The organism is Pseudomonas sp. (genome assembly GCF_030684895.1).
GTDB lineage: Bacteria > Pseudomonadota > Gammaproteobacteria > Pseudomonadales > Pseudomonadaceae > Aquipseudomonas.
In genome coordinates this window covers 1-17,959 of sequence record NZ_JAUXXP010000022.1, presented here as the reverse complement: position 1 = coordinate 17,959, position 17,959 = coordinate 1, and the positions used below count along the sequence as shown (strand labels likewise).

Genomic DNA, 17,959 nt, shown 5'->3' with positions numbered 1-17,959 from the left:
ATTCTTCTAATAAACAAAACCCACTGCCAGAGCAGTGGGTTTTGGGTTCAGGCGGGAAGCTTACTTGGCTTCAGTCTTGGTACCGTCCTGGTGCCATTCGTAGACGACGAAGCTGAAGTCTTTCAGGTCGCCCTTCTCGTCGAAGGCCAGGTTGCCAGTTGGGGTGTCGAAGCTGTTGGCACGCAGGGCTGCGGCCACTTTAGCGGTGTCGGTACCGCCAGCCTTGGTGATGCCTTCGGCGATCACTTGTACCGCGGCGTAAGCCGGGAACACGAACGGACCGCTGGAGTCTTCATTTTTGGCTTTGAATGCATCAACCAGTGCCTGGTTGCGTGGGTCCTGGTCGAACGACTTCGGCAGGGTTACCAGCAGGCCTTCGGAAGCTGGGCCGGCAATGGCCGAGATTTCCTTGTTGCCTACGCCTTCTGGGCCCATGAACTTGGCGCTCAGACCTTTCTCAGCCGACTGACGCAGCAGCAGACCCAGCTCTGGGTGGTAGCCACCGTAGTAGATGAAGTCCACGCCAGCTTGCTTGAGTTTGGCGATCATCGCGGAGAAGTCCTTGTCGCCGGCGTTGATGCCTTCGAACAGAACAACCTTGGTGCCTTTGCTTTCCAGGGTCTGCTTGACCGCGGTAGCAATACCTTCACCGTACTGCTGCTTGTCGTGGATCACGGCAACAGCTTTCGGCTTGACGTGGTCAGCGATGAAGTTGCCGGCGGTTGGGCCTTGCAGGCTGTCCAGACCGATGGTGCGGAATACCAGCTCGTAACCGCGAGCGGTGATGTCCGGGCTGGTGGAAGCCGCGGTAACCATCAGGATGCCTTCGTCTTCGTAGATGTCGGACGCTGGCTGAGTGGAGCTGGAGCAGAGGTGGCCAACCACGAACTTAACTTCGTCGTTGACGATCTTGTTGGCAACAGCAACGGCTTGTTTCGGATCGCAGGCGTCGTCATACACCACGCCTTCGAGCATTGCGCCGTTCACCCCGCCGGCCTTGTTGATCTGCTCGATGGCCATTTTGGCACCGATGAACTGCATTTCACCGTATTGCGCGACGGCGCCGGTGACTGGGCCTGCCAGGCCAATTTTGATGGTGTCAGCCGCTACCGAGTAGCTGGCAACGCCAGCCATGGCCATGGCGGCAAACAGTTTGGAAATCTGCTTAGTAGCCTTGTTCATAGTGCTCCACTCTTATTGGTTTTGATTGTTGTAGTTCTGGCGGCCAAAGCTGCAGAACCGGGTTGTTTCCCCGGTCATCCCCCCGGCAACTGTACCGGTGCAGTGTAGAGCGCGGCTTTGCGGCTTGAAAAGCGGCTTGCTGGGGGCAAAACCCTGGGGTGTCGCTTTAACGCAATAAACGTATAGAAAAACGGCGTGTCTTGATCGCCGCTGGCAACGTCGCGAACAGCGTTGCGAATTTGCCAGCGGGCTGGGCGACGCTATCATGGCGGCCGATTAAAAAAGCGGCCATCCATGACAGGGCAATCCATGACAGAACAACCTAGCACCCTCTATGCCAAGCTGCTTGGTGAAACTGCAGCTATTACCTGGCAGGAGCTGCAACCTTTCTTCGCCCGTGGCGCCTTACTACTGGTCGACGGTACCCAGGACCTGATCGAAGTGGCGCAGGCCGTGGCACAGAACGATAAGGACAAAGTCGCCGCCTGGCTGGCTGCCGGGCTCTTGAGCAAGGCTGACGACAGCCGCGCCGAAGACCTGCTAACCCGCGATCCAGAGCTGTGGGCGGTGGTTGTAGCGCCCTGGGTGCTGGCGCAGGAACGCACTGCTCGCGCGCCGCTGCACTGATCTGGCGCGTGCACCGTGGGCCATCCTGAGTAACTATGCTGGCAGCACCACAGACTGATTGCAGGAGCTGCCAGCATGTTTGAACCTGGACATTTGCATCGCGCCAATACCTTGGCTACCGCCGAGGCGCCGCTATTCAGCGTCGACCTCCATTACGAAGTACGCCAGGACCCGACCGAAGGCCCGATGTTGCATATGCGCATGCAGGGGCAGGTGGACGGCAAGGCGTTTGAAGAGGTCTTCGAGCTGCACCGCGATACCGCCTACAACTTCGCCAGCGTGGCCACGCGCCTGGCCCACAAGCATGGCCTGCCGACCAACAGCAGCCTGATCATGCGCAGTCACGCCGAGTACGACCTGATGTTCGAAGACATTCGCGCCAAGCTCGGAGCGCAGAGCGGCGAGCCGGTCAATCTCGATCATCTGGAAAAAGACGGTTTGTAGGTCGTTGCTCGGGCATTGACTGGCGGGACAGGTTCCGCTGTCGCTAGGTTAAGATGGCGGCCATCAATGAGTCGGAGTCTGCCTATGTCCACCTCCCTTCCTGCTTTGGCATTTGCTGGTATTGGCCTGATGGGGCTGTCCATGACCCAGCGGCTGCTGGCCGCCGGTTATCCGCTGAGCGTGTGGAATCGCTCCCCTGATAAGTGCGCGCCACTGCAGGCCTTGGGTGCACAGCTTATTGCCAGCCCGGCGCAGCTCTGTGCTCAGGCCGATATCGTCATGCTTTGCCTGGCCAACACCGAGGTGGTGCGCGAAGTGGTGTTTGGCCCGGGTGGCATTGTGGAAACGGCCAAACCTGGCCAGCTGCTGGTGGATTTCTCCAGCCTGGAGCCGGCCGCTACCCGCGAGATGGCTGCTGAGTTGCACGCCCGCTGCGGCATGTACTGGGTCGATGCGCCGGTCTCCGGCGGTACACCGGGCGCGGCCAATGGCACATTGGCGATCATGGCCGGTGGCCGGGTTGAGGATGTCGAGCGGGTGCGGCCAATTCTTGCGCATCTTGGGCAACGTCTGACGCGTATGGGCGATGTCGGCGCGGGCCAGGTGACTAAGGTGTGCAATCAGATGATCGTCGCTTGCAACGCGCTGGTGATCGCCGAAGTGGTGGCGCTGGCCGAGCAGGCCGGGGTTGATGCCAGCCTGATTGCTCCGGCGCTGGCTGGCGGTTTCGCCGACTCCAAGCCGCTGCAGATTCTCGCGCCACAAATGGCCGAGAGTCAGTTCGAGCCGGTCAAATGGCATGTGCGCACTCTGCTCAAGGATCTCGATACGGCGGTCAAACTGTCGCAACAAGTCGGCTCGGCCACGCCGCTCAGTGGCCTGGCCGCGCAGCTGATGCGTCAGCATGGCAGCCAGGGCAATCTGCAGCGGGACCCGGCGACCCTGGTGCAGCTGTACCGGGCGTCACAGCCTCAAGAGCCGCAGCCATGAAGATCGCGGCCAACCTGTCGTTGTTGTTTACCGAGTTACCGCTGCGTGAGCGGGTAGTGGCTGCCGCCGCTGCCGGCTTTGATGGTGTGGAAATCCAGTTTCCCTATGAGCTGCCGGCCATTGCCCTGAAAGAGGCGCTGGACGCTGCGGGTATGCCGCTGCGCCTGATCAACCTGCCAGCCGGTGACTTGATGAGTGGCGGCGCCGGCCTGGCCGCCGTGCCTGCGCGCCAGGCCGAGTTTGCTGCGGCGCTGCAGCAGGCGTTGAGCTATGCCGCCATGGTGCGGCCAGCGCTGGTCAATGTGCTGCCGGGGCGCTTGGCCGAGGGTGTAGAGCCTGAACAGGCAATGGCCTGTTTGATCGACAACCTACGTAAGACCGCCGAGGCCTTTCAGTTATTGGGCATTGGTGTGGTGGTGGAGGCGATCAACCCGCTGGATATGCCGGGCTTTCTGATCAATACCCCGGAACAGCTGGATGCGCTGCTCAACGCCGTGGCTCATGCCAATCTGGCTGTGCAGTACGACCTCTACCATATGGCGCGGCAGGGCCTGGATGTGCCGGCAGGTATCGCTTTGCTGGCTGGGCGTATTGGCCACGTGCAGTTTGCTGACTATCCAGGTCGTGGCGCGCCGGGCACTGGCGAGCTGCAGTTTGCGCCGCTACTGACGGCTTTGCGTGACAGTGGTTATCAGGGCTGGCTGGCGGCCGAATATCGACCGGGAGAGGCGGGCACCCAGGCCAGCTTGGGCTGGTTGAGTGAGTGGCGAGCAACCTGAGGCGTCAACCGGCAACCCGACTGCCCGGGTTGCCGGTTGCAATGGCTTACTCGGGTTTGTCTTCAGCGTACTTGTTGAGCGAGATAACCCGGGTCTTGCCGATGCGGTGACGGTAGATCTCGCGCAGGTACTTGATGGCTTTCTTCACGCTGTCGCGTGACAGGCGAATGTCGTTGATCGAGACGAACTTGTCCTGATCGTGGATCAGCTCGCGGTACTTCTTCTCGTACATCGGCTTGATCGCGTACCAGTTGGTGTCGAGGATCTTCGCTGGGTTCTCAAACTCGTTGAGCATGGCGTCGACCCGTACTTCGTCGAACTCATCGCTCATGATGAAATCGAGAATGGCGTTGTCCAGGCTTTCATCGAAGCGGTGCGGGTCGCGGGCGAAGCAACGCTTGATAAAGGCCACGATCAGCGTCAGGAAATCGTCCGACAGGCACGGGCTCTTGGCGATCAGGGTGGTCAGCGAGAGGTTGGCCGAGGCGCCGATCACCAGTGCATAGCGCTTCAATGTGGTGTTGGGGAACAGGCTGTTGAGGTGGGTCTTGAGCCGGTTCAGGTCCATATAGGACAGCTTGTAGTCTTTCGGCAGCGAGACAATCGACACCACCGAGGAGCAGTTCTTGAAGAAGTGCAGGTCGCTGAGTTTGGCGGCGTTGTAGTCGGACTTCTTGTACTCATCCAGCGCTTCGCGATACCGCTTGGACTCGATCGGCAGCAGGCTGATGCCCTCGATGGCTTGGGTCACTTTGTTGAAGTGCGGCAGGTCGATGGAGCGGAAGAACAGGTCGTCGATATTCAGCCGCGACGGCTCTTTGTCCAGTACGCGAAACTTGTCCAGCGCGGCGGCGCTTTGCTCGGGTACCACCGATTCGGCGTAGGCCACGGCCACCGGGCCGGCCAGGCTCATAAACAGGTCGTTGGCGTCCAGGCGGATGGTTTCGCCGATGTCGATGCCGGCACGGCGGAAGTAGTTCTGGTCGTAGTCGGTGGTGACTGCCTGGGCGGTGAGGATGTTGAAGATCTGCTGTGAGATGTACTGGTTGGCGTGGCGCTCCATAGCGTTGACGTCGATGTTCTGGATGTTGCCGTCATCGCTTTCTTCGGCGTAACGCATGATGTCGTTGGAGATCAGCATCATGGCGTTCCATGGGCGGATGCGGCGCATCACACTTTCTTCGCTGTTCTCTTCATTGTCGAAGTTGTAGGAGAAGTCCCACTCCTCGGCGAGGTACTTGCACAGCAGGCGGCCGGCGTTGATATGCAGCGCTTCGGACATCTCGCTGCGCTGGTCGGAGATGTTCGGCAGGATGCAGATGCCGCTGGTGAAAATCGGCTCGAAGACGAAGCTGTGGTCGCGGTTCTCCGGGCTTTCGTCGAAGTTCTTGGTGTCGAAGGTCTTGCTCATGTAGGCGAACTGCTGGGCCAGGCCGAATTCCGAGGCCATGCCCGAGCCGGTGCCGCCGCCGGCGCTGAAGATGTAGAAGTACAGGCGCGACTGGTTGGCTTTGATCCCGCAAGAGTCGATCAGGTAGCTGTGAATAAACTTCCAGTCTTCGTTGGTGAAACGCTGGGTGTCCTTGTTAAGGATGATCTTGGCCAGGTACTGACCGAGGATCGGCGCGTTACCGGCGCCGCCTGCATGCACCTCGGAGAGGTCCATGATCTTCATCTTGCTGTAGTCGCTGAGGAAGCCGCTGGTTTCGCCCTTGCGCGAGAAGCGGATGCGTCCCTCGATGTCCTTGTCCAGGTCGCCGAGCATCACCAGTGGCTCGATCAGGAACACCGGCTTGCTGTCTTTGCTTGGTGCGCGTAGCAGGTTGCTGCGAATCCAGCGCGTGGGGCGGAAGTCCTGTTCAGCAACGGTTTTTTCTTCGTTGTTGAATTCGCTCAGGTAGAACTGCCGGGCGTTGTAGACCAGGGAGGCGACATCCAGGGCGATGTTCGAGCCGCAGCGGCCAAGGCCGATCAAACAGACCGAGGGGAAATGCTGCACCCGCCGTTCGCTGTCGTCATCCTGCGGGGCTGGGGGGAACACCAGACTGCGCAAGCCGTCGAGGTTATCGAGGATGCGATCAATGTCGCGCTCGGTGAAATACATGTATTGCTCGCCGCTGCTGTCCAGCCGCATGGGGGGCTTTAGCGGCGAGGGACGCTCAAGCGGGGCGAGCAGGGTATCAGCCAGATCAGCCAGTGTGGCTTCGGTCGCGGGGGAGGTCACAGCGTCTTTTTTTGTTTTCATTTAGAGACATTCCGGCGGCTAGCGAGGGTGGAGCGGCAAATGGCCACATTTCACTCAACAAGCTTGTTTGTAGCATGAAAAATGGAAAATCTCGCTGTTTCAAGCGGTTTTACTTAGGCATATCCGGAGTTTTTCCGATGCGCTTTGTGACCTGCGTGCTTGCCCGGACGCCCATTACCCGGCATACACGCAACAAATAGTCACAGACAGCATAGTCGCAAGGCTCTAGATTGCGCCTGCACATGCTGGATACGGCGGTTGGCCATGCGCCACCGACCTGCTTCGATAACAACAAATAGAGATGGATTCCATGCAGCAGTCCCTACAAGCGGCGAATGCCTGGCGCATTCTGTTCCTGCTTTTTCTCGCCAACCTGTTCAACTTCTTCGACCGCACCATTCCGGCGATCATCATCGAGCCGATCCGCATGGAATGGGACCTCAGTGACCTGCAGCTGGGCTTGATCGGTACTGCCTTTACCATCGTCTATGCGATTGCCGGCATTCCGCTAGGGCGCATGGCCGATACTGGCGCGCGGCGCAAGATCATGGGCTGGGGGCTGGCAGTCTGGAGCGGGCTGACTGCGGTTAATGGCTTGGCCTGGAACTTCTGGAGCTTCCTGCTGATTCGTATGGGCGTCGGCATTGGTGAGGCCAGCTATGCGCCGGCGGCCAACTCGTTGATCGGTGATCTGTTCCCAGCGCACAAACGTGCGCGGGCCATGGGCATCTTTATGCTCGGTCTACCGATTGGCCTGCTGCTGGCTTTTTTCACCATCGGTGCGATGGTCAAGGCCTTCGACAGCTGGCGCGCGCCGTTCTTTCTTGCCGCCGTGCCGGGGCTGATCCTTGCGCTGTTTATGTTCTTTATCAAAGAACCCAAGCGTGGCGCGGCCGAGTTGGTGCAGTCGCGCACCACGCCGGTGGAGAAACCGCTGCGCAAGGTGCTGGCGATCCGTACCTTCTGGTGGCTGGTGATGGCCGGCCTGGCCTTCAACTTCGCCACCTATGCCTGTAACTCGTTCATGGTGCCGATGCTGCAACGCTACTTCCTGATGCCGCTGGAGCAGGCGGCGATGGCCACCGGGGTAATCGTCGGCTTGACCGGCCTGGTTGGCCTGACCCTGGGCGGTTGGCTGGCGGACAAGATCCACCAGCGTTGGCAGACCGGGCGCCTGCTGTTTGCCGCAGTGAGCATGCTGATTGCCTCTGTGGCCACGGGCTACGCTCTGCTGGCTGGGCGGATTGAAATCGCCGTGTTCGTGGCGCTGTTTAGCATCGGCTGGCTGTTTGCCTACAACTTCTACACCTGCGTCTATACCGCGATTCAGGATGTGATCGAACCGCGTCTGCGGGCCACTGCTATGGCGCTGTTCTTCGCTGGCCTCTACCTGCTCGGCGGCGGCCTTGGCCCATTGGCGGTGGGCATGCTCTCGGATCACTACTCCCAAGCGGCGATGCTCGCGGCCGGGGCCAGTGAAATGAACGAAACCTTCAAGGCTGTCGGTCTGCACAACGCCATGTACCTGATTCCAGTGGCCTTGTTGCTGACCATGCTGGCGCTGCTGCAGGCTTCGCGTTGCTTTGTCTTCGATGCCGCGAAAATGCAGCAAGGCATGCAGCTGCAGCCCGCTACTTAAGTCGTTTTACCTGGCCGTTCGGCATGCGCCGGACGGCCGGGCAGCGGCTAAATCCTGTGCAATACTCAGTCGCACTGCTGTCACGCAACTGTGACTGAGGACAACCACCATGGGCACTTCCCGCCTTGTGCTGGGCCACAGCAATGCGCTCGGCGCGCATCCCCTGTGCAACGTATTGGCTCAGTGTCCGCTGAGCTTGCAGGCGATTGATGCGCCTGACGAGTTGCCGGATGAGCTGGCGCTGGTGCTGCTTGACGAACACCTCCTGGCACTGCGGCCGTTGGCCGATTGGCTGGGCTGCGGTGCGATTCTGGTGGGCTGCATGGATCAGCCTGGCGTCTTGCCCTTACCGCCACATGCCAGTGCCGAGGAGTTATCGGCCTTGCTGCGTTTTGCTGGTGAGCAGTACAGCCTGCGTTATCAGACCGAACAACTGGCCGCCGCCCTCGCGGGCAAGCATGATGATCTGAGCAAACTGGTGGACGTGGGCTTGGCGCTGTCTGCCGAGCGTGACCTGGACCGCTTGCTGGAAAAAATCCTGATCGAAGGGCGGCGCTTGTCCAACAGCGACGCGGCCTCGCTGTTTCTGGTCAGCCGCCGCCCGGATGCCCCGGCGCAGCTGATCTTCAAGCTGACGCAGAACGGCACGCTCAGCCAGAACAGCTTTCAGGATCAGCGCATGCCGCTGAGCAAGGCCTCGATTGCCGGCTATGTGGCGCTGACCAGCACCGAGCTGAATATTGAGGACGTGTACGCGATTGCCGCCGATGCGCCGTACCGCTTCAACCGCTCCTTCGACCTGCAGATGGGCTATCGCACCATGTCGATTCTGGCGATACCCATGCGCAACCATCGCCATGAAGTGGTCGGTGTGCTGGAATTTATCAACCGCCAGCGCAAAGGCAGCGAGCCGCTGGAACCCGAGCTGATTGCCTTCGATGAAGAAACCGCCGTGTCGCTGCGCGCGTTGGCCAGCCAGGCGGCGGTGGCGATCGAGAACCGCCAGTTGCTGGATGACATCAGCCGGCTGTTTGACGGCTTCGTGCAGGCCTCGGTGTTTGCCATCGAACAGCGCGACCCGACCACCAGTGGCCATTCTTTCCGGGTTGCCGAGCTGTGCCTGACCCTGGCCAACCAGTTGCCCCACGCCCCAGATTCGCGCTTGCGCGAACAGGCGCTAAGCGTCGATGGTTTGCGCGAGCTGCGCTACGCCGCCTTGCTGCATGATTTCGGTAAGGTCGGGGTGCGCGAGCATGTGCTGGTCAAGGCCAAGAAGCTTCCCGAGCAGGTGCTGGAAAACCTGCGTTATCGCGTTGCCCTGGCCCAGGAAAACCTGCGCAACCAGACCTTGCGCAAGATGCTGCATGCCTACCGTCATCAGGGCGGCCTGAGTGATGAGCGGCGCCTGCAAATGGACACCGAGCTGGCTTATGAATGCGAGCGGCTAGAACGCTACTTGAACAATATCGTTCAGGCCAACGAGCCGAGCATGCTTAGTGAGGGGGATTTTCAGCACCTGCAGGAAGTGCAGGGCGAGCTGGTTAAGGCGCCCGGCAATTGCCTGGTCAGCCTGCTCAGCGAGGGCGAGTTCAGCGCTCTGGCGGTGCGCAAAGGTAGCCTGACCAAAGCTGAGCGCGAAGAAATCGAGCGCCATGTAGTGCACACCCAGCAGTTTCTCAGCCTGATTCCCTGGACTCCGGACCTGCAGGGCGTGCCGCATATCGCCGGGGCGCACCACGAAAAACTCGATGGCAGCGGCTACCCCAAAGGCTTGATTGGCGATGCGATTCCCTGCGCCTCACGGATCATGACCATCTGCGATATCTACGATGCCTTGACCGCAGCGGATCGCCCCTACAAACCGGCAATGCCGCTGGAACGTGCGCTGGATATTCTTAAGAGTGAGGCGCAGAGCGGTTTACTCGACGCCGAGCTGGTGCAGCTGTTTATCGCCAGCCGCTGCTTTCAGGTGACGGGCGCGCCGGGTTCGCACACCACCGCACCGTTCAGCCATCACGTGTGTGATTACGAGCCGTCGTGCAACCTTGAGCATCCCCACACTCATTGAGGTGGGGTGATTCGCCGCTATTACTTGCTTCTCAGCGCCTGCTGATAGCGGGCATCCAGGCTTTGGCTCGGGCCGCTGGCGGTCTTCTCGATATACAGATAGACCGGCTGCAGGCGTTGCAGGCGGTCGTCGATGCCTGGGTGCACCTTGAGGAAGCTGCTTAGCGCCGCGTCGTTCTGCCGGGTGGTACCCAGGGTCTGTAGCACGCCGGCCAGGCCATAGGCGTCATAGCCGGCCCGGGTAGCGATTACCGCGCCCATGGCGTCGGCTTCGTATTCATCACCACGGTCCAGACCGCGGCTGTAGAGGTCGCTGACGCTGCGGGTAAAGCGGTCGGTCAGCTCGCCGGCTTTGCTGCCACCTTTGTCTGCAGCACCGGCCTGCACGGCGAGGGTGGCGAGGTCAGTCAACAGGCCGGTTTGCGCCTGTTGCTGAATGGCCTTGAGGTGATGCTGCTGCACCACGTGGGCCACTTCATGGGCCAGCACGCCGGCCAGTTCGGCTTCGCTATTCATCCGCGTCAGCATGCCGCTGGTGATAAACACGTAACCGCCAGGGGCGGCGTAGGCGGCCACTTGCGGGCTGTCGAGCACGACGAAACGCCAGGGCAGGTCGGGGCGCTCGCTGTGCTGGGCGACCCATAGGCCGACACGGTTGACGTAGGCCTGCAGCGGCGGGTTGTTCAGCACCGCCGCCTTGCTCAGCAGGATGGTGGCGGTGTTTTGCCCGATCACCCGCTCTTCATCGACGCTTTTCTGGCCCATGTTGGTCAGATGCTGGCCAGCGCTGGCCAGTTTGCCCAGATCGACGCCCTGAATCTGCACACCTTCCAAGCCCTGGCAGGCGCTGAGGCTGGCCACCAGGCCGAGCAGGCTGGCGCACTTGAGTAATGTGGCTGTTTGCATGTCGCTCTCCTCTCGGCGTGTTAGCGGGCGTAGGGCAGGTTCTGGCTGCGCAGGCCGCCTTGCTGGGCGAAGCTGCGCGCCTCGCTCGGGCTGGCGGCGAAGGCATCCAGGCTCTGCACGCTGGCCGAGGTGTTGGCACTGCCGCTGCGCAATTCTTCGTCGCTGATGCCGCGAATCCCGGTGGCCACGCCGCTGGCGGGGGAGGCCTGGTTGCCTAGCTTGAGCAAGCTACCCAGATCATTGCTGCGGCTGGCTTGCGCATCCTTGGCAAAGCGCAGGCTGAGCAATGGCAGCCAGCCGCGTTGGCCGCCTGATGTTTCCACCTGATACCAGCCGCCCTGGCGTTCCAGCACCAGTACCTGCGCCTGTTTGCCGACCTGGCCGACACTGGCGGCCGAGGCGCTGGGTTCGGCGCGCATGGCGCTGTCCTGCAGGGTCTGTGCCTGGCGTACTTCGGCCAGCGCCGAGAAGCCGTAGAAGCTGAATATCAGCACCGCAAGGGCACTGCAGAGGCCTTTATTCATCATGTCTCCTTCGCGGTTCGTAGAGCATTACGGCTTCGGCGCGACCTTTTACCTGGTGTTCGCCCTGGGGCACGAAGTCCAGATCGAGCGTGCAGGCCTCACGGGTGGCGGCTGAAATCAGCAGATGGGCACGGCCCTTGGTCAGCCCTTCGATGCGGCTGGCCAGGTTCACCGTGTCGCCAATTGCAGTGTAGTCATAGCGCTGCTTTGCGCCGACCAGGCCGACGACCGCTGGTCCCGTGTGCAGGCCGATGCCGATGTCGAAATCCGGGCAGTTGTAGTCGCGGCGAAAGGCGTCGAGGTTATCGAGCATTTCCATGGCCGCCAGAATGGCTTGGTCGGCTTGCTGCGGGTTGTCCAGCGGCGCACCCCAGAAGGCCATGATGGCGTCGCCGATAAACTTGTCGAGGGTCGCCTGGTGTTTGAACAGCACCTCCACCTGACTGCTGAAATAGCCTTCGAGCAGGTGCACGATTTCGCTTGGGGTGTGTTGCTCGGAGAGGGTGGTAAAGCTGCGGATATCGGAAAACAGCACGGTCAGCTGGCACTCCTTGCTCGCCAGCAGGGCTTCCGGGTCATCGCGGGCCACCAGTTGGTTGACCACCACGGGGTCCATAAAACGGCTGAACAGGCGAATGGTGTCCTGCAGTTGCTGGCGCCTGCGCAGGTAGAACAGCGCCAGCGCAGCGGCCAGCAGCAGCCACAGGCAGATCAGCCCCGGCAGCACGCCAAGCAGCGTGCCGCGCAAGGCCAGCCAGTAACTGCCGGCAAACAGCGCCAGGCTGCCGAGCAGGCACAGGGAAAAGGCCGCCGGCAGCTGTTCGCGCAGTAGCAGAAGACTCAGGCCGAGCAATAGCAGCAGCGGGCCGAGCAATTCCAGCCAGCTGTCCGCCTCACGCAACTGGCTGTTGTTGAGCAGGTTGTCGATGGCGGTCATCAGGATAAATGGCGCTGGATATAGGGTGTCCAGCGGCGTGGGGCGCAGGTCGTGCAGGCCGGCAGCGGTGGTGCCGATTACGATGATGCGGTCCTTGAACAGCTCGGCTGCCAGCGGCTCACCCTGGTTGCGCGCCGCTGCCAGCACGGCGGCGTAAGGCAGGCGTGGGTAGGGCAGGCGGCTGGTGCCAGGCCAGTCCAGCAGCAGGTTCTGTTGCTGCGGCAAGTCGCCGGTCAGGTCATGCACGATACGCGCAGGCAGGCTGGGCAGGCGCCAGTCGGCAAAGCTGCGGTACAGCTCATAGCGCCGACCGATGCCGTCGGCATCGGGGCGAAAGTTGATGCTGCCCAGGCGCCACAGTTCGCTTGGGAAGGCGTTGGGCAGCAGCAGTAGGCCGCGTTGATCGTCCGCGCCGCGTTGGCCGGGGGCTTGCCAGGTGGAGGCGGGGTAGTCGCGCAGCAGCGGCGGCTGGCTGCCTTCGTCAGCTTGCTGAACCAGGGCGGCGAGGTAGGTGTTGGCGCTGCGTTGCAGCACTTCGGCAAAGTAGCTGTCGGCGTCCGGGTTGAACTGGTCGGGCTCGCTGAACAAGATGTCGAAGGCCACCGCCTTGGGTTGTTGGCTGAGCAGGTATTCCAGCAATTCGCCGTGCAGCGAGCGCGGCCATGGCCACTTACCGGCTTCACCGGCCAGCACTTGCAGGCTCAGGTCGTCGATATCAATCAGCAGCAGGCGCGGGTCGGGTGTCTGTTCGGCGGCGCGCTGGCGGATCAGCCAGTCGAGGTGGGCGTTGTTCAGCCCGTTTAGCGCGGGCCACAGATGCAGCAGGGGAAGCAGAAGCAGCGCCAGCAGGCAGAGCCCGCCGAGGCTGTGGCGAAACCGGCGCGAGGCGGCGCGTGCAGGCACTGTGAGCTCCTGTGGGCTGTAGTGACAGAAGTAGTGCTTCTGACTCTAGCAGCCCCCGAGGATGGCAACTTTGCTCCAGTAGCCCGGATGCAATCCGGGAGATAACGCGTCAAGCATTCCCGGATTTCATCCGGGCTACTGCTTATCTCATTTGCAACGCTTAGCCGGCGACCAGCACGCGAATGGCCTCTAGACGCAACGCCGCCTTGTCGAGCATGGCCAGGCCTTGCTCGCGCAGTTGGCGCAGGGCGTTGAGTTCGCTGTCACGCACGCTCGGGTTGACCGCTTGCAAGGCGATCAGGCGGGCCAGTTCTTCGTCGGTCTCGGCGGCCAGGCGGCGCTTGGCTTCGTTGACGCGTGCCGCGTGGCGTTCGGCGACCTTGCCTTCGCCGGCATTGATCAGCGGGTTGAGGCTGTCACGCTGGGCCTGGACGAACTTGTTGGCACTGGCGCGCGGCACGGTTTCCAACTGTTCGTTGAGCTTCTCGAACGAGACCTTGGCGGCCAGGTCGTTGCCGTTGGCATCGAGCAGGCAGCGCAGGGCGATCGGCGGCAGGTAGCGGCCCAGTTGCAGCGCGCGTGGGGCGACCACTTCGCTGACGTACAGCAGTTCCAGCAGCACGGTGCCGGGTTTCAGCGCCTTGTTCTTGATCAGCGCAACGCCGGTGTTGCCCATCGAGCCTGAGCGCACCAGGTCCATGCCGCCTTGCACCATGGGGTGTTCCCAGGTGAGGAACTGCATGTCCTCACGGGCCAGGGCCAGGTCGCGGTCGTAAGTGATGGTCACGCCTTCGTCGTCGCCCAGGGGGAAGCTGGCATCCAGCATTTTTTCGCTGGGGCGCAGGATCAGCGCGTTATCGGAATGGTCTTCGCTGTCGATGCCGAAGGCGTCGAACAGCTGCTCCATATAGATCGGCAGGGCGAACTGGTCGTCCTGCTCGAGAATCGCCTCGACCAGCGCTTCGCCTTCGCCGGCACCGCCGGAGTTGAGTTCCAGCAAGCGGTCGCGGCCGGCGTGCAGCTCGCCTTCCAAGCGCAGGCGCTCGGTCTTGGCTTCGTCAACCAGGGCTTGCCATTCGCCGTCATCGCCGCTTTCCAGCAGCGGCAGCAGGCGGCTACCGAACTGATGTTGCAGGGCGTTGCCGGTTGGGCAGGTGGCGAGGAAGGCGTTCAGCGCCTGGTGATACCACTGGAACAGACGCTCTTGCGGGCTGTTTTCCAGATACGGCACGTGCAGCTGGATGCGGTGCTTCTGACCAATACGGTCGAGACGGCCGATGCGCTGCTCAAGCAAATCCGGGTGAGCCGGCAGGTCGAACAGCACCAGGTGGTGGGCAAACTGGAAGTTACGACCTTCCGAGCCGATTTCCGAGCAGATCAGCACTTGGGCGCCGAACTCTTCGTCGGCGAAGTAGGCGGCGGCGCGGTCGCGTTCCAGGATGCTCATGCCTTCATGGAACACCGTAGCCGGGATGCCTTTGCGCACGCGCAGGGCGTCTTCCAGGTCCATGGCGGTTTCGGCGTGGGCGCAGATCACCAGCACCTTGAATTTCTTGAGCATCTTCAGGGTGTCGATCAGCCATTCGACGCGTGGATCGAATTTCCACCAGCGCTGTTCTTCATCAACATCCGGTTGCGCCTGGTAGCTGACTTCCGGGTAGAGGTCGGCGTGCTCGCCGATGGGTAGCTCCATGTATTCGTCAGGGCTGGCCAGCGGGTAGGGGTGCAGCTCGCGATCCGGAAAACCCTGCACGGCGGCGCGGGTGTTGCGGAACAGCAGGCGACCGGTGCCGTGGCGATCCAGCAGCTCGCGCACCAGGCGCGCCGAGGCTTCGCTGTCACCGGCATTGACGGCTGTCAGCAGCTCTTCACCGCCGTCGCCGAGGAAATCATGAATGGTCTTGTGCGCGGCATCCGATAGGCGGCCCTGGTCGAGCAGTTCCTGCACGGCTTCGGCAATCGGTTTGTAATGCTCGCTTTCGGCGCGGAAGGCGGCCAGGTCGTGAAAGCGGTTCGGGTCGAGTAGGCGCAGGCGGGCGAAGTGGCTGTCCTGGCCGAGTTGCTCAGGCGTGGCAGTGAGCAGCAGTACGCCGGGAATCACTTCGGCCAGCTGCTCAACCAGTGCGTATTCGGCGCTGGCGTGCTCTGGGTGCCAGACCAGGTGGTGCGCTTCGTCGACCACCAGCAGGTCCCAGCCGGCGGCAAACAACGCGTCCTGGGCCTTTTCGTCCTCGCACAGCCATTCCAGAGCGACCAGCGCCAGCTGGCAGTCTTCAAACGGGTTGCTGGCATCGCTTTCGATAAAGCGCTCTTCATCGAACAGTGCGACATCCAGGTTGAAGCGGCGGCGCATTTCCACCAGCCACTGGTGCTGGAGGTTTTCCGGCACCAGGATCAGCACGCGGTTGGCGCGCCCGGAGAGCAGCTGACGATGGATCACCAGGCCGGCTTCGATGGTTTTGCCCAGGCCCACTTCGTCTGCCAGCAATACGCGCGGGGCGATGCGGTCGGCGACTTCGCGGGCGATATGCAGCTGGTGCGCAATCGGCTGCGCACGCACGCCGCCAAGGCCCCAGAGCGTTGACTGCAACTGGCGGCTGGTGTAATCCAAGGTGTGGTAGCGCAAGGCGAACCAGGGCAGCGGGTCGATCTGCCCGGCAAACAGGCGATCACTGGCCAGGCGGAACTGGATAAAGTTCGACAGCTGGGTTTCCGGCAGGGTGACGCTTTCGTGCTGGGCATTGAGGCCGTGATAGACCAGCAGACCGTCGACGTCGTCAACTTCCTGCACGGTCAGTTTCCAGCCTTCAAAATGGGTGATTTCATCGCCCGGCGAGAAGCGCACACGGGTCAACGGCGCATTGCGCAGGGCGTACTGGCGGGTTTCGCCGGTGGCCGGGTAGAGCACGGTGAGCATGCGGCCGTCCTGCATCAGGACGGTTCCCAAACCCAGCTCCGCTTCGCTGTCACTGATCCAGCGTTGCCCCGGTTCATACTGCGCCATGCTTGTCTCCCGCGTGAAAAAGCCGACTATGTTAACGCAGCGTCGGGCCCTGGCCAAAGGCGCATTGCTGCACATCGGGCACTTTGTGTGATTAGGTAGATCAAAAGTGTAGCGAGGCGAGGCTCAAGTCGCGGCTTGGCTGGCCGACAGTCTGACCAAAGGAGGGCTTAATAAATGCTGCCGCCGATCCCCCACAGTCTGGTTCCCGTAACCGTCCAGCACGACGTGGTCAAACCGCGCCCGGAAATCCCGCCGGTGACAGCTACAGCCGAAAGCTCCAAGGAAAGTGGCGTGAGTCTGGATAAACGCCATCCGCAGGAAGCCGAGATGATGCTGCGCGAGGAACAGCGCCGCCGTCAGCGCCGCCACGGTTACACCCCTGAAGAGCTTGCCGAAGGCGAAGTGGCCGAGGCCGATGCCGCTGTGGTGGGCGAGCTGCCGCGCCAGGGGCTGTGGGTGGATGTGGAAGTTTGAGTGGTTTAGCCGTGGATCTATTTGCCGACAGCCCCTTGCAGTTACCCAACGCTGAGTTGCAGCTGCAGGCGCAGTGGCTGGATATGGCGACTGCCGATCACTGGCTGGCGGAATTGAGCGCGCAGACGCCCTGGCAGCAGCCGCAGGTGCAGATTTATGGGCGGCAACTGTTGGTACCGCGTCTGGTGGCCTGGTATGGCGATGCCGAGGCCAGTTACCGCTATTCCGGCTTGACCCATCAACCATTGCCCTGGACGCCGCTGCTGGCGTTGATTCGTGCGCAGGTGGAGCGCGCTGTGGGGCAGTCACTCAATGGTGTATTGCTCAACTATTACCGCGATGGCCAGGACTCGATGGGCTGGCACAGTGATGATGAAGCCGAGCTGGGCGCTAATCCGCTGGTCGCTTCGCTTAATCTGGGCGGCACCCGGCGCTTCGATCTGCGCCGCAAAGGGCAGAACCGCATCGAGCATTCGTTGCCGCTGCAGCATGGTTCGCTGCTGGTCATGCGCGGGCCAACCCAGCATCATTGGCAGCACCAAGTGGCGAAGACGCGCAGCCTTTGCGCGCCACGTCTGAATTTGACCTTTCGTTTGATCAAGCCAAGCCCATGAGCAAAGACGACAAGCTGATTGATTTCGCCGCCGAGCGCGACAAGCGCATCCATGACCTGCGCGACAAGAAACTCAATGAAATGCGCGATGCCTTCGAGCAGGCCCTGCCACTGCCCACGGGCAAGAAAAAGCCCAAGGGCAAACCGAAAAAGCCTTGAAGCGGCTCGCCATAGGCTGGTTTGTTGATCTGGATCAGCTAAGCACTGCCTCATCCCGACAGCGCCCGCCGCTTGTTGATCTGGATCAATAGCGCCCCTGCCGGCCCTGCTAATTTGAAGCCATACCCACACAGGCTTCATAGCAGGAGGCAACCATGTTTATCGATGTCGTAGTTCTCGCCGGTATCGGCACCGTCGGTCTTATGGTCGCCTTCTTCGTCGGTGTCGGTTATTTCATCTGGCAGGATTCGCACAAGCGTAAGCAGGGCTGAATCTGCCGAAGGGGCACGCAAGGCAATTTGGGCGACTTCGGTCGCCTTTTTTTAGGTTCTTCGCGGGATCGTGGGAAAGAGAGGATTGACAGTCAGGGATGCAGGTAAATTGGCAGTCGCCAAACACACCAACCCCTGCACCCTGCTGTCACCATGCATCCTATTGATCTTGCCGCTTTCTGGCCAGGCTACGC

Annotated in this window: 16 protein-coding genes; 10 read left to right on the top strand and 6 right to left on the bottom strand. The window is 61.5% G+C overall.

Annotated elements, in window-relative coordinates; genetic code table 11:
• Nucleotides 1-60: 60 nt before the first annotated feature.
• Nucleotides 61-1,182: a branched-chain amino acid ABC transporter substrate-binding protein gene (locus tag Q8M42_RS04560; RefSeq protein WP_304869560.1), complete on the bottom strand. Its 1,122-nt coding sequence runs from the start codon at nucleotides 1,180-1,182 to the stop codon at nucleotides 61-63.
• A gap of 309 nt (nucleotides 1,183-1,491) precedes the next feature.
• On the opposite strand from Q8M42_RS04560, the gene Q8M42_RS04555 reads away from it, so the two are divergent.
• From Q8M42_RS04555 to Q8M42_RS04540, 4 genes are all read left to right on the top strand, one after another.
• Nucleotides 1,492-1,809 (top strand): DUF2288 domain-containing protein, encoded by a 318-nt coding sequence (locus Q8M42_RS04555; RefSeq protein WP_304869562.1) that lies wholly within the window; start codon nucleotides 1,492-1,494, stop codon nucleotides 1,807-1,809.
• Nucleotides 1,810-1,884: 75 nt separating this feature from the next.
• Nucleotides 1,885-2,253 (top strand): DUF5064 family protein, encoded by a 369-nt coding sequence (locus tag Q8M42_RS04550; protein WP_304869564.1) that lies wholly within the window; start codon nucleotides 1,885-1,887, stop codon nucleotides 2,251-2,253.
• An 84-nt stretch (nucleotides 2,254-2,337) separates the two neighbouring features.
• Complete coding sequence (locus Q8M42_RS04545; protein ID WP_304869566.1) at nucleotides 2,338-3,243, top strand: NAD(P)-dependent oxidoreductase; 906 nt, start codon at nucleotides 2,338-2,340, stop codon at nucleotides 3,241-3,243.
• The gene (locus tag Q8M42_RS04540) at nucleotides 3,240-4,022 is read left to right on the top strand and encodes a hydroxypyruvate isomerase family protein (protein ID WP_304869568.1); all 783 of its coding nucleotides are present in this window, start codon (nucleotides 3,240-3,242) and stop codon (nucleotides 4,020-4,022) included. Before Q8M42_RS04545 ends, Q8M42_RS04540 begins: the two co-directional genes overlap by 4 nt.
• A 46-nt stretch (nucleotides 4,023-4,068) precedes the next feature.
• Here the strand turns inward: Q8M42_RS04540 and Q8M42_RS04535 are convergent, their stop codons facing one another.
• Complete coding sequence (locus Q8M42_RS04535; protein WP_370692746.1) at nucleotides 4,069-6,267, bottom strand: hypothetical protein; 2,199 nt, start codon at nucleotides 6,265-6,267, stop codon at nucleotides 4,069-4,071.
• 310 nt (nucleotides 6,268-6,577) lie between these two features.
• Between Q8M42_RS04535 and Q8M42_RS04530 the strand changes: the two genes are divergently transcribed.
• Complete coding sequence (locus Q8M42_RS04530) at nucleotides 6,578-7,906, top strand: MFS transporter (protein WP_304869571.1); 1,329 nt, start codon at nucleotides 6,578-6,580, stop codon at nucleotides 7,904-7,906.
• Nucleotides 7,907-8,015: 109 nt separating this feature from the next.
• On the top strand, nucleotides 8,016-9,974 hold the full coding sequence (locus tag Q8M42_RS04525) for an HD family phosphohydrolase (protein WP_304869573.1): 1,959 nt from the start codon (nucleotides 8,016-8,018) through the stop codon (nucleotides 9,972-9,974).
• Nucleotides 9,975-9,994: 20 nt separating this feature from the next.
• Here the strand turns inward: Q8M42_RS04525 and Q8M42_RS04520 are convergent, their stop codons facing one another.
• The 4 genes from Q8M42_RS04520 to rapA all read right to left on the bottom strand — a co-directional run bounded on the left by Q8M42_RS04520 (nucleotide 9,995) and on the right by rapA (nucleotide 16,247).
• Nucleotides 9,995-10,879: a M48 family metalloprotease gene (locus Q8M42_RS04520; RefSeq protein ID WP_304869575.1), complete on the bottom strand. Its 885-nt coding sequence runs from the start codon at nucleotides 10,877-10,879 to the stop codon at nucleotides 9,995-9,997.
• Nucleotides 10,880-10,899: 20 nt separating this feature from the next.
• Entirely contained in the window at nucleotides 10,900-11,403 is a 504-nt protein-coding gene (locus Q8M42_RS04515; RefSeq protein ID WP_304869577.1) for an SH3 domain-containing protein, read from the bottom strand.
• On the bottom strand, nucleotides 11,396-13,243 hold the full coding sequence (locus tag Q8M42_RS04510; RefSeq protein WP_304869579.1) for an adenylate/guanylate cyclase domain-containing protein: 1,848 nt from the start codon (nucleotides 13,241-13,243) through the stop codon (nucleotides 11,396-11,398). The genes Q8M42_RS04515 and Q8M42_RS04510 overlap by 8 nt, the downstream gene beginning before the upstream one ends.
• A 160-nt stretch (nucleotides 13,244-13,403) precedes the next feature.
• A complete protein-coding gene (rapA, locus tag Q8M42_RS04505) occupies nucleotides 13,404-16,247 on the bottom strand; it encodes an RNA polymerase-associated protein RapA (protein WP_304869580.1) in 2,844 nt (947 codons plus the stop codon).
• Nucleotides 16,248-16,421: 174 nt separating this feature from the next.
• Here rapA and Q8M42_RS04500 point away from each other — a divergent pair, with 174 nt between their 5' ends.
• From Q8M42_RS04500 to ccoM, 4 genes are all read left to right on the top strand, one after another.
• The gene (locus Q8M42_RS04500; protein ID WP_304869582.1) at nucleotides 16,422-16,721 is read left to right on the top strand and encodes an aspartate-semialdehyde dehydrogenase; all 300 of its coding nucleotides are present in this window, start codon (nucleotides 16,422-16,424) and stop codon (nucleotides 16,719-16,721) included.
• Nucleotides 16,722-16,732: 11 nt separating this feature from the next.
• Nucleotides 16,733-17,335, top strand: a complete 603-nt coding sequence (locus Q8M42_RS04495) for an alpha-ketoglutarate-dependent dioxygenase AlkB (RefSeq protein WP_304869593.1) — start codon at nucleotides 16,733-16,735, stop codon at nucleotides 17,333-17,335.
• Nucleotides 17,332-17,493, top strand: a complete 162-nt coding sequence (locus tag Q8M42_RS04490) for a hypothetical protein (RefSeq protein ID WP_304869584.1) — start codon at nucleotides 17,332-17,334, stop codon at nucleotides 17,491-17,493. Before Q8M42_RS04495 ends, Q8M42_RS04490 begins: the two co-directional genes overlap by 4 nt.
• A 155-nt stretch (nucleotides 17,494-17,648) precedes the next feature.
• Nucleotides 17,649-17,765, top strand: coding sequence for a cytochrome c oxidase subunit CcoM (gene ccoM / locus Q8M42_RS04485; RefSeq protein WP_276605876.1), 117 nt, complete (start codon nucleotides 17,649-17,651; stop codon nucleotides 17,763-17,765).
• The last annotated feature ends 194 nt before the right edge of the window (nucleotides 17,766-17,959 follow it).

Bases quoted from the DNA above. Each gene is read 5' to 3' on its own strand.
- Q8M42_RS04560 (WP_304869560.1), bottom strand. From the start codon at position 1,182: ATGAACAAGGCTACTAAGCAGATTTCCAAACTGTTTGCCGCCATGGCC.
- Q8M42_RS04555 (WP_304869562.1), top strand. From the start codon at position 1,492: ATGACAGAACAACCTAGCACCCTCTATGCCAAGCTGCTTGGTGAAACT.
- Q8M42_RS04550 (WP_304869564.1), top strand. From the start codon at position 1,885: ATGTTTGAACCTGGACATTTGCATCGCGCCAATACCTTGGCTACCGCC.
- Q8M42_RS04545 (WP_304869566.1), top strand. From the start codon at position 2,338: ATGTCCACCTCCCTTCCTGCTTTGGCATTTGCTGGTATTGGCCTGATG.
- Q8M42_RS04540 (WP_304869568.1), top strand. From the start codon at position 3,240: ATGAAGATCGCGGCCAACCTGTCGTTGTTGTTTACCGAGTTACCGCTG.
- Q8M42_RS04535 (WP_370692746.1), bottom strand. From the start codon at position 6,267: ATGAAAACAAAAAAAGACGCTGTGACCTCCCCCGCGACCGAAGCCACA.
- Q8M42_RS04530 (WP_304869571.1), top strand. From the start codon at position 6,578: ATGCAGCAGTCCCTACAAGCGGCGAATGCCTGGCGCATTCTGTTCCTG.
- Q8M42_RS04525 (WP_304869573.1), top strand. From the start codon at position 8,016: ATGGGCACTTCCCGCCTTGTGCTGGGCCACAGCAATGCGCTCGGCGCG.
- Q8M42_RS04520 (WP_304869575.1), bottom strand. From the start codon at position 10,879: ATGCAAACAGCCACATTACTCAAGTGCGCCAGCCTGCTCGGCCTGGTG.
- Q8M42_RS04515 (WP_304869577.1), bottom strand. From the start codon at position 11,403: ATGAATAAAGGCCTCTGCAGTGCCCTTGCGGTGCTGATATTCAGCTTC.
- rapA (WP_304869580.1), bottom strand. From the start codon at position 16,247: ATGGCGCAGTATGAACCGGGGCAACGCTGGATCAGTGACAGCGAAGCG.
- Q8M42_RS04500 (WP_304869582.1), top strand. From the start codon at position 16,422: ATGCTGCCGCCGATCCCCCACAGTCTGGTTCCCGTAACCGTCCAGCAC.
- Q8M42_RS04490 (WP_304869584.1), top strand. From the start codon at position 17,332: ATGAGCAAAGACGACAAGCTGATTGATTTCGCCGCCGAGCGCGACAAG.
- ccoM (WP_276605876.1), top strand. From the start codon at position 17,649: ATGTTTATCGATGTCGTAGTTCTCGCCGGTATCGGCACCGTCGGTCTT.